The sequence below is a fragment of the Acinetobacter sp. YH01019 genome (genome assembly GCF_013420285.1).
Taxonomy (GTDB): Bacteria; Pseudomonadota; Gammaproteobacteria; order Pseudomonadales; family Moraxellaceae; genus Acinetobacter; species Acinetobacter gandensis.
The window spans coordinates 1-1228 of record NZ_VOYM01000190.1; the positions used below are offsets into that span (position 1 = coordinate 1).

Consider the following 1228-nt stretch of genomic DNA (forward strand, 5'->3'; position numbering starts at 1 on the left):
GTACCAGCGTACGGCCCACAGAATGATGTCACGCTGAAAATGCCGGCCTTTGAATGGGTTCATGTGCAGCTCCATCAGCAAAAGGGGATGATAAGTTTATCACCACCGACTATTTGCAACAGTGCCCCGTCCGGATACTGCCAGATATCGGCGTCCAGGGAGATGTCCTGAAGCGCGGTGTCCGGAATTTCAGGTTTGTGTCTCTACAAAGACTAACTATCAGAAAAACTCATCGAGCATCAAATGAAACTGCAATTTATTCATATCAGGATTATCAATACCATATTTTTGAAAAAGCCGTTTCTGTAATGAAGGAGAAAACTCACCGAGGCAGTTCCATAGGATGGCAAGATCCTGGTATCGGTCTGCGATTCCGACTCGTCCAACATCAATACAACCTATTAATTTCCCCTCGTCAAAAATAAGGTTATCAAGTGAGAAATCACCATGAGTGACGACTGAATCCGGTGAGAATGGCAAAAGCTTATGCATTTCTTTCCAGACTTGTTCAACAGGCCAGCCATTACGCTCGTCATCAAAATCACTAGCATCAACCAAACCGTTATTCATTCGTGATTGCGCCTGAGCGAGACGAAATACGCGATCGCTGTTAAAAGGACAATTACAAACAGGAATCGAATGCAACCGGCGCAGGAACACTGCCAGCGCATCAACAATATTTTCACCTGAATCAGGATATTCTTCTAATACCTGGAATGCTGTTTTCCCGGGGATCGCAGTGGTGAGTAACCATGCATCATCAGGAGTACGGATAAAATGCTTGATGGTCGGAAGAGGCATAAATGCCGTCAGCCAGTTTAGTCTGACCATCTCATCTGTAACATCATTGGCAACGCTACCTTTGCCATGTTTCAGAAACAACTCTGGCGCATTGGGCTTCCCATACAATCGATAGATTGTCGCACCTGATTGCCCGACATTATCGCGAGCCCATCTATACCCATATAAATCAGCATCCAGGTTGGAATTTAATCGCGGCCTCGAGCAAGACGTTTCCCGTTGAATATGGCTCATAACACCCCTTGTATTACTGTTTATGTAAGCAGACAGTTTTATTGTTCATGATGATATATTTTTATCGGCACTGTTGCAAATAGTCGGTGGTGATAAACTTATCATCCCCTTTTGCTGATGGAGCTGCACATGAACCCATTCAAAGGCCGGCATTTTCAGCGTGACATCATTCTGTGGGCCGTACGCTGGTACT

The 1228-nt window shown here is 45.1% G+C and carries 1 protein-coding gene; it reads right to left on the minus strand.

What is annotated here, in order from left to right:
- Nucleotides 1-219 precede the first annotated feature (219 nt).
- On the minus strand, nt 220-1035 hold the full coding sequence (locus FTT84_RS17870; RefSeq protein ID WP_000018326.1) for an aminoglycoside O-phosphotransferase APH(3')-Ia: 816 nt from the start codon (nt 1033-1035) through the stop codon (nt 220-222).
- Between the last annotated feature and the right edge of the window lie 193 nt (nt 1036-1228).